At 31.6% G+C, this 9,103-nt stretch carries 9 protein-coding genes; all 9 read right to left on the bottom strand.

What is annotated here, in order from left to right; genetic code table 11:
* Window positions 1-133 precede the first annotated feature (133 nt).
* Entirely contained in the window at window positions 134-1,669 is a 1,536-nt protein-coding gene (guaA, locus tag ABGF45_RS08205; protein ID WP_134744348.1) for a glutamine-hydrolyzing GMP synthase, read from the bottom strand.
* A gap of 110 nt (window positions 1,670-1,779) precedes the next feature.
* On the bottom strand, window positions 1,780-2,778 hold the full coding sequence (gene gap / locus ABGF45_RS08200) for a type I glyceraldehyde-3-phosphate dehydrogenase (RefSeq protein ID WP_134711030.1): 999 nt from the start codon (window positions 2,776-2,778) through the stop codon (window positions 1,780-1,782).
* A gap of 31 nt (window positions 2,779-2,809) precedes the next feature.
* The gene (eno, locus tag ABGF45_RS08195; protein ID WP_134711032.1) at window positions 2,810-4,093 is read right to left on the bottom strand and encodes a phosphopyruvate hydratase; all 1,284 of its coding nucleotides are present in this window, start codon (window positions 4,091-4,093) and stop codon (window positions 2,810-2,812) included.
* Window positions 4,094-4,202: 109 nt separating this feature from the next.
* Complete coding sequence (gene tpiA, locus ABGF45_RS08190) at window positions 4,203-4,949, bottom strand: triose-phosphate isomerase (protein ID WP_134711034.1); 747 nt, start codon at window positions 4,947-4,949, stop codon at window positions 4,203-4,205.
* Between the two features lie 12 nt (window positions 4,950-4,961).
* The gene (locus ABGF45_RS08185; RefSeq protein WP_134711036.1) at window positions 4,962-6,149 is read right to left on the bottom strand and encodes a phosphoglycerate kinase; all 1,188 of its coding nucleotides are present in this window, start codon (window positions 6,147-6,149) and stop codon (window positions 4,962-4,964) included.
* A gap of 217 nt (window positions 6,150-6,366) precedes the next feature.
* The gene (gene trxB / locus ABGF45_RS08180; protein WP_134711038.1) at window positions 6,367-7,305 is read right to left on the bottom strand and encodes a thioredoxin-disulfide reductase; all 939 of its coding nucleotides are present in this window, start codon (window positions 7,303-7,305) and stop codon (window positions 6,367-6,369) included.
* 13 nt (window positions 7,306-7,318) lie between these two features.
* Complete coding sequence (locus ABGF45_RS08175) at window positions 7,319-7,783, bottom strand: tRNA (cytidine(34)-2'-O)-methyltransferase (protein WP_408112159.1); 465 nt, start codon at window positions 7,781-7,783, stop codon at window positions 7,319-7,321.
* Between the two features lie 27 nt (window positions 7,784-7,810).
* Entirely contained in the window at window positions 7,811-8,083 is a 273-nt protein-coding gene (locus ABGF45_RS08170) for a metal-sensitive transcriptional regulator (RefSeq protein ID WP_134711041.1), read from the bottom strand.
* Window positions 8,083-9,103 (bottom strand): metal-transporting ATPase (locus ABGF45_RS08165; protein ID WP_408112812.1); only part of this gene is annotated, 1,021 nt, incomplete at its 5' end. The genes ABGF45_RS08165 and ABGF45_RS08170, both read right to left, overlap by 1 nt.

The following is a 9,103-nucleotide window of genomic DNA, read 5'->3' as shown; positions in this document are numbered from 1 at the left end:
AACAAATAATAATTAATAGTACAATCGCCCAAAGAATTATTCCTTGGGCGAGGTATTTCTAAAATCTGCAAGCATTTTGCAAGCACGACACTCACAAAACGGCTATTTATAAGGCTTTACAGCCTGTTTTTAACTACTCAAACTCAATAGTTGCAGGTGGTTTGCCTGTGCAATCGTACAGTACTCTGTTTACGTGGTTTACTTCGTTTACTATTCTATTTGTAACTTTGATTAGAACTTCCCATGGGATGATTGCAGTATCTGCTGTCATAAAGTCTGTGGTGTTTACTGCTCTTAGGGCTACTGCGTAGTCGTAGGTACGTTCGTCGCCCATTACACCAACACTCTTCATATTTGTAAGAGCTGCGAAATATTGACCTAGTTTTTTGTCTACGCCTGCTTTTCTTAATTCTTCACGGTAAATGTAATCTGCTTCTTGAAGGATTTTTACTTTCTCTTCAGTAACTTCGCCTAAAATACGTACCCCAAGTCCCGGTCCTGGAAATGGCTGTCTGTTTACTAGTTCTTCCGGCAAGCCTAATTCACGACCAACAGCACGCACTTCGTCTTTGAATAAATCTCTTAAAGGCTCTATTAATTCTTTGAATTCTATATTGTCTGGTAATCCACCTACATTATGGTGTGATTTTATTGTTTGAGCATTTTTTGTACCACTTTCAATTACATCGGCGTAGATTGTTCCTTGTGCAAGGTAGTCAACTGCACCAAGTTTTTTTGCTTCTTCCTCAAAAATACGGATGAATTCTTCTCCGATAATTTTTCTCTTCTTTTCAGGATCTGTTACCCCTTTTAATTTATTATAATATCTTTGCTGAGCATTTATACGAATGAAGTTTAAATCAAATCCATTTGTAAAAATTTGTTCAACCTGATCTCCTTCGTCTTTTCTCAATAAACCATGATCAACGAAAATACATGTTAATTGATGTCCTATTGCCTTGCTTAACATTGCTGCTACAACTGATGAATCAACACCTCCACTTAAAGCTAATAGAACTTTTTTATCTCCAATTCTATTTTTTAATTCTTTGATCGCAACTTTTGAAAACTCATCCATCTTCCAGTTACCTGAACAATAACAAATCTCAAATAGAAAATTTTTAATAATTTTAAATCCTTCTTCAGAATGTAATACTTCTGGATGAAATTGAACTCCGTAGAATGACTTTTCTTCATTATGTAACGCAGCAGCTTTGCAATCCTTTGTAAAGCCAATTATTTCAAATCCGGGTGCTAAATGTTCAACTCTATCTGTATGGCTCATCCAAACTGTAGATGTTTCTTTTACATCTTTTAATATTTTTGAATCCTTTGAGGTATTTAAGATTGCTTCTCCATACTCTCTTTCTGCACGAATTACTTCGCCTCCCAATGAATGCATCATTAATTGACAACCATAGCAAATTCCTAAAATCGGCACTCCTAATTCAAATATTTTTTTATTTAATTGTGGCGAACCTTCTTCATATACAGAATTTGGTCCCCCTGTAAAAATTATTCCTTTAGGATTAAATTGTCTAATTTCTTCAATTGTCATCTCAAAATCATGAACCTCACAATATACATTTGCTTCACGTACACGACGAGCTATTAATTGTTTGTACTGGCCACCAAAATCTAAAATTAATATTTTTTCTTGTACTTCCATCAATCCTCCATAAATTAAATAATCAATATAATAATACTATACTGATTGGTATATGTAAAATAAAAAGAGTTAGAAAATCTAACCCTTTTTACAATTTTTATTAATTTATACTATTTTAAGCTTGTCATATATTCTAATGTTCTAATCATGTTTCCTGTGAAACCATATTCATTATCATACCATGCAACTGTTTTAACTAATTGTTCACCATTTTCACCAACCATTAAGTTTGTTTGTGATGCATCAAAGATTGATCCTGCTGGAACTCCAATTATGTCTGATGATACGATTTCATCTGTATTGTATAAGAATGAATCGTTAGCATATTTTTTCATTGCTGCGTTTACTTCTTCTACTGTAACTTCTTTCTTTAATACTGAATATAATTCAACAACTGAACCTGTGATTACAGGAACTCTTAATGCTGTACCGTCAATTCTTCCGTTTACTGAAGGTATTACTTTACCTACTGCTTTAGCAGCACCTGTTGTAGCAGGAATGATATTTTGAGCAGCTGCTCTTGATTTTCTTCCACCTGGTGCATCTTGTGTACCTTGTGTTGCTGTGTAAGCATGAATTGTTGACATTAATGCTCTATCAACACCAAATTCTTTGTCTAATGCATTCACCATTGGTGCTAAACAGTTTGTTGTACATGAAGCTGCTGATACGATTAAATCATCTGCTTCTAAAATTTCGTGGTTTACACCAAATACAACTGTTTTCAAGTCACCCTTTGCTGGAGCTGAGATTAATACTCTCTTTGCACCTGCATTTAAGTGAGCTTGTGATTTTTCTTTTGATACATAGAAACCTGTACATTCTAATACGATGTCAATCCCTAATTCTGCCCATGGCAAATTATTAGCATCTTTTTCTGCATATGATTTGATTGCTTTTCCGTCTACTACTAAATCATCATTTTGTACTTCTACTGAGTATGGGAATCTTCCTTGAGCTGTATCATATTTTAATAAATATGCTAAATCATCGTTATTTGTTAAATCGTTAATTGCAACTACTTCTAAGTTTGTATCACTTTCTAAAATTCTTCTTAATGCTAATCTACCTATACGTCCAAAACCATTAATTGCTACTTTCATTGTCATAATATAAATCTCCTTATTTTACAAAAATTTTTTATTTTAAGTTAAAGAATGAATCTATGCCTTTAAATTCTGCTGTATCAAATAATTCGTCTTCTATTCTTAATAATTGATTGTATTTAGCAACTCTATCTGTTCTTGATGGAGCACCTGTCTTAATTTGACCTGTATTTAATGCTACAGCTAAGTCGGCAATTGTTGTATCTTCTGTTTCACCTGATCTATGTGACATAACAGCTGTATATCCTGCTCTATTTGCCATTTGTACAGCATCTAAAGTTTCTGTTAATGTACCGATTTGGTTAACTTTAACTAAGATTGAGTTTGCTACTCCATTTTCAATACCTTTTGATAATCTCTTTGTATTTGTTACAAATAAATCATCACCAACTAATTGAATTTTCTTTCCTAATCTTTCTGTTAATAGTTTCCAACCTTCCCAGTCTTCTTCATCTAAACCGTCTTCGATTGAAATGATTGGGTATTTGTTTACTAATTCTTCATACCATGCAACCATTTCTTCTCTTGTTTTTACAACACCTTCACCTTTTAGGTTGTATTTTCCGTCTTCATACATTTCTGATGAAGCAACGTCTAAAGCGATTCTTACTTGTTCGCCTGGTTTATAACCAGCTAATTCAATAGCTTCAACAATTGTTGATAATGCTTCTTCATTTGAAGCTAAGTTTGGAGCAAATCCACCTTCATCACCAACTGCTGTGTTGTAACCTTTGTCATGTAATACTTTTCTTAAGTTGTGGAAGATTTCTGCACCCATCTTTAATGCTTCTGAGAATGATTCTGCACCAACTGGCATAACCATAAATTCTTGAATATCAACGTTATTATCTGCGTGTTCTCCACCATTCAAGATGTTCATCATTGGAACTGGTAATTGTTTTGCGTTAAATCCACCAACGTAGTTATATAGAGGTACTCCTAATTCATCTGCAGCAGCTCTAGCAACAGCCATAGATACACCTAATATTGCATTGGCTCCCAATCTACCCTTATTGTCTGTTCCGTCTAATTCGATCATTAATCTATCAATTCCTACTTGATCAAATACATCTAAACCAATAACTTCTTCTGCAATTTCTGTATTAACATTTTCTACTGCTGTTAAAACACTTTTACCCATGTAGTTATCTTTTTCGCCATCTCTTAATTCAACTGCTTCAAAAGCACCTGTTGATGCTCCTGATGGAACTAAAGCTCTACCAAAACCACCTTGGTCTGTGAAAACTTCTACTTCAACTGTTGGATTTCCTCTTGAATCCAAAACTTGTCTTGCATATACATCTGTAATGTAACCCATGTTACCTCCCATTTAATATTAATTAAATTTATTATAAATTATTAAAATTTATTACCTATTTATTTTATCACTTTAAAATGATATTGTCACATTTTTAGTTAAATTTTTATTAAAAATTTACTAATTGTGAAAAACTTTCAGCTTCTAAGCTCGCACCACCAACTAATGCACCGTCAATATTTTCTTTTGACATGATTTCTTTTACATTCGAAGGTTTTACAGAACCACCATATTGAATTCTAACCTTTTGTGAAGCTTCATCTCCGAATAAAGCTTTTACTAAAGATCTAATGTAAGCACACATCTCTTCAGCATCATCAGCTGATGCGGTTTTACCTGTACCAATTGCCCAAATAGGTTCATAAGCGATAACCACATTATCAAAGTCTTCTACTGATAATCCTTTTAAATCTGCTTCTAACTGAACTTTAACTTTATCTTTAGCTTTTCCACTTTCTCTTTCTTCTAATGTTTCACCACAACACAAAATTGGTAATAAACCATTTTCTAACATTGATTTAACTTTTTTATTAATTAATTCATCAGATTCTCCAAAGTATTCTCTTCTTTCTGAGTGTCCTAAAATTACATATTTCACCCCTAAGTCTTTTAAAAATACTGGTGATACTTCACCTGTAAATGCTCCTGATGTTTCAAAGTGTGCATTTTGTGCACCAACTTCAATGTTTGTGTCTTCTAATAATTCTTTAGCTAATGCTAAATTTATAAATGGAGGACAAACTACTGCTTCCACTTCTTTATTTAAATCAAATCTTTTGATTTCTTCCAGTAAAATTTTTGCTTCAGAATATGATTTATTCATTTTCCAGTTACCAGCAATAATTGGCTTTCTCATCATTTCTCCTTATTATTTATCTTCTACAGCATCAATACCAGGTAATACTTTACCTTCTAATAATTCTAAACTTGCACCACCACCTGTTGATACATGTGTAATTTTATCTTTGTATCCAGCTCTTTCAACCGCCAATGCTGAATCACCTCCACCAACAATTGTTATAGCGTCCGAATCAGCCAATGCTTTAGCTATAGCATTTGTACCACTTGCGAATTGTGGAAACTCAAATACACCCATTGGTCCATTCCATACTACTGTCTTTGCACCTTCTAAAGCTTTTACAAATAATTCAATTGTTTTCGGTCCAATATCTAATGATTCTAAATCAGGATCAATTTCATCTGCAATTATAGCTTTTGCATCTTTTCCAAATGAATCTGATACAACAAAATCAACTGGTAATAAAATTTCAACTCCATTTTCTTTTGCTCTATTTAATAAATCTTTTGCTAATTCTAATTTATCTTCTTCTAATAATGACTTACCAATTTCTATTCCTTGTGTTTTTAAGAATGTATACGCCATTCCTCCACCGATTATTATTTTATCAACTTTTGTTAATAAGTTTTCGATAACCCCAATTTTATCTGAAACTTTTGCTCCACCTAAAATTGCTACAAATGGTTTTTCTGGCGTTGTAACAGCTTTACCCATGATTTCTACTTCTTTTTGAACCAAAAATCCTAAGGCTGATGGTAATAACGAGGAAACACCAACGTTTGAAGCGTGTGCTCTATGTGAAGTACCAAATGCGTCATTTACATACAAATCTGCTAATGAAGCCAATTCTTTAGCAAATCCTTCATCATTTTTTGTTTCTTCTTTTCTATATCTTGTATTTTGTAATAAAGCAACTTCACCTTCTTTCAATTCTGATACTGCTGCTTTAACACTGTGATCAACAACTACATCTGAATCTAAGAATTTAACATCTTTATGTAATAATTCTCCTAATCTTTTTGCAACTGGTGCTAAAGAAAACTCAGGTTTTGGTTCACCTTTAGGTCTTCCTAAATGGCTCATTAAAATTACTTTAGCATCATTTTCTAATAAATATTCTATAGTTGGTAATGCAGCAACGATTCTTGAATCATCAGTAATTTGTGTTGTATCTTCTTTTGAAAAAGGTACGTTAAAATCTACTCTAACTAAAACTTTTTTACCTTTTACATCTAAATCTTTTAATGTTTTTTTCATTTGTCCTCCTTGATATTTTTGGATGTTTTTGAGATTTTTTTATCATATCTCTACATAATAAGTATACAGCATGTGAAAAATTTCATCAAGATAAATAATTAAAATTTTAATTTACTTAATATTAAGTTGTTCCTAGCCTTGAGTATGTCTAAATAAATGCATTTATAATAAAGTATAAAAAATTGCTGAAAGAAAAATTCTACCAGCAATTTTTATCTTATTCCATTGATTCAATATATTTTTCAGCTGCTATTGCTGCTACAGCTCCATCAGCTGCAGCGGTTACAACTTGCCTTACAGTTTTAACTCTTACATCTCCAGCTGCAAATATTCCTGGTATACTAGTTTTTGTGTCTTCTCCAGCTTTTACATAGCCTCTTTCAAGCTCAACTACACCATCTAATAAAGCTGTATTTGGTAAATATCCTGCAAAAATAAATAGCCCTATATCCGGATCCCCCTCATTAGCTGTAACTATTCTTTCTTCTCCGGTTTGATTGTTTTTAATTTTAATTGATTTTACAAATTTATCCCCAATTATTTCAACTACTTCTTCATGATGTCTTATTTCAATTTTATCATTTGCAAAGGCTTTTTGCTGAATTGAATTTGCTGCTTTCAATTCACCACTTCTATTTAATACAACTACTCTTTTACCAAATTTTGTAAGGAAAATCGCTTCTTCTATAGCCGCATCTCCACCACCAACTACATAAATATCTGAACCTTGATAGAATGCACCATCACATGTTGCACAATATGCAACTCCCTTACCTACATATTCTTTTTCGCCTGGAACATTTAATTTACGAGGATTTGCTCCTGTTGCATAAATTAATGCCTTTGCTTCATATGTCTTTGTGCTTGATTTTAATATTTTTTTATCTCCATCTAATGAAATTTCCTTAATTTCATCTGAAATTTTCTCAGCCCCAAAACTTTTTGCTTGTTCTAACATTTTATCCGTTAATTCTGGACCAGATGTTTTTACTACACCTGGATAATTATCAACATCAAGTGTCAAAGAAATTTGTCCACCTGTTTGACCTTTTTCGATAATTGCTGTTTTTAAACCTGCTCTTGATGCATATAGACCAGCTGTTAAACCTGCAGGTCCGGCACCTAAAATTATTACATCATATTTAATATTTTCCATTTTTTGCTCCTTTTTAATTCATATGTTCAAAACCTAATTGTCTAAACGCTTCATATAAAATAATATTAGCAGAATTACATAAATTTAGTGACCTGTCACTATCTTCTCTCATCGGTATTTTTATACCATTTTCTACTAAAGCATTATGAATGTATTCATATACACCTTTTGATTCACTTCCAAACATAATGTAGTCCCCATCTTTATACTCTACATCTGTATGAAATTTAGTTGCATATGTAGTTGCTAAAAATACTCTTGCGTCTTTTTTATATTCCATAAAATCTTCAAAACTATCATGTAAAACTATATCCACATGTTCCCAATAATCAAGACCTGCTCTTCTCATCATTTTATCATTAAGCATAAAGCCAAGCGGTCTAATTAAGTGTAGTCTAGTATTTGTTAGATAGCAAGTCCTACCAATATTTGCAGTATTACCTGCTATTTCCGGTTCAAATAAAACTATATTTAACATATTCCCTCTTTTTAAAAACTTTAATCACTATTTTGAAAGTTTCATTATTATTTTTTCAATTTCATCAATTTTTTCGTTCACATCAATTTTTTTACCCTTTTCAAGTGATTGTGATACACAATTTTTTAAATGTGCCGATAAAATTTCTTTATTTGTTGAGTTTAACGCTGCCACAACTGCTAAAATTTGAGTTGATACATCTAAGCAATATTTATCTGCTTCAACCATTTTTATTATACCATCTATTTGACCTCTAGCTCTTTTTAGACGATTTAATATATTTTTATGATTAGCTTTCATTATTCTACACTCACAACTTCATAACCTGCATCTTCAACAGCTGTAATTAATGTATCATCTGAAATGCTTTTGTCCACTTTAACTATAGCATATTTATCTTCTAGTGAAATATCAACACTTTTCGCATATCGTCCCAATGCTTTTTCTACAGCTTTTTTACAATGCCCACAAAACATTCCTTCAATATTTAATCTTCTTTCTTCCATTTTATACTCCTTATCGTTTTTATAATTTGTATACAAACTAATTTTACCATAATTTACATCAATTAATAAATCATCATCTATATTATTTGTGTTCTTTACAAAATTAATGTTTCTTAATCTCAAAGAATTTGTAACTACAAAAAGTGATGACAAACTCATTGTAAATGCAGCTATCATAGGATTTAATTTAATTCCAAAAATCGGATAAAATATTCCCATTGCTAGCGGAATAGAAATCACATTATATATAAAAGCCCAAAATAAATTTCCTTTTATTATTTTCAAAGTTCTACTACTCAAATTTATTGCACCAACAATATCTAGTAAATCTGATTTAGTTAAGATTAAATCAGCAGAATCTATTGCAATATCTGTACCGGAAGCAATAGCTATACCAACATCTGCTCTCATTAACGCAGGAGCATCATTTATCCCATCTCCGACCATTACAACCTTTCCTTCTTTAGAATATTCTAAAACAACTTTATCTTTATCTTGTGGTAACAAATCTGATTTAACATGATTAATTCCTACTTTATTTGCCATTTCGTCTGCTACTAATTTATTATCTCCTGTTAATATTACTGTGTTTATACCTATTTTTTTAATTTCATTAATGGCTTCAATTGAAGTATTTTTAATAACGTCAGCTATTGCAAATATTGCTAAAATGTTATCATCATTAAATAAATATACTACTGTTTTTCCTTTTTTAGAAAGCATTTCAAATATTTTCTCTATTTCTTCATTATCCGCACTAAATTTATTAAGTAATAATTTTTTATTTCCAATATAATATATCTTTCCATTTATT

It is taken from the genome of Helcococcus sp. KG196 (assembly GCF_046035495.1).
Classification (GTDB): Bacteria; Bacillota; Clostridia; order Tissierellales; family Peptoniphilaceae; genus Helcococcus; species Helcococcus ovis.
The sequence above is the reverse complement of the archived record's forward strand: the minus strand, read 5'-3'. Positions and strand labels throughout refer to the sequence as shown.

Excerpts from the sequence above, each read along its gene's own strand:
- guaA (WP_134744348.1), bottom strand. The coding sequence starts at position 1,669 with ATGGAAGTACAAGAAAAAATATTAATTTTAGATTTTGGTGGCCAGTAC.
- tpiA (WP_134711034.1), bottom strand. The coding sequence starts at position 4,949 with ATGAGAAAGCCAATTATTGCTGGTAACTGGAAAATGAATAAATCATAT.
- eno (WP_134711032.1), bottom strand. The coding sequence starts at position 4,093 with ATGGGTTACATTACAGATGTATATGCAAGACAAGTTTTGGATTCAAGA.
- ABGF45_RS08185 (WP_134711036.1), bottom strand. The coding sequence starts at position 6,149 with ATGAAAAAAACATTAAAAGATTTAGATGTAAAAGGTAAAAAAGTTTTA.
- trxB (WP_134711038.1), bottom strand. The coding sequence starts at position 7,305 with ATGGAAAATATTAAATATGATGTAATAATTTTAGGTGCCGGACCTGCA.
- ABGF45_RS08175 (WP_408112159.1), bottom strand. The coding sequence starts at position 7,783 with ATGTTAAATATAGTTTTATTTGAACCGGAAATAGCAGGTAATACTGCA.
- gap (WP_134711030.1), bottom strand. The coding sequence starts at position 2,778 with ATGACAATGAAAGTAGCAATTAATGGTTTTGGACGTATAGGTAGATTA.
- ABGF45_RS08170 (WP_134711041.1), bottom strand. The coding sequence starts at position 8,083 with ATGAAAGCTAATCATAAAAATATATTAAATCGTCTAAAAAGAGCTAGA.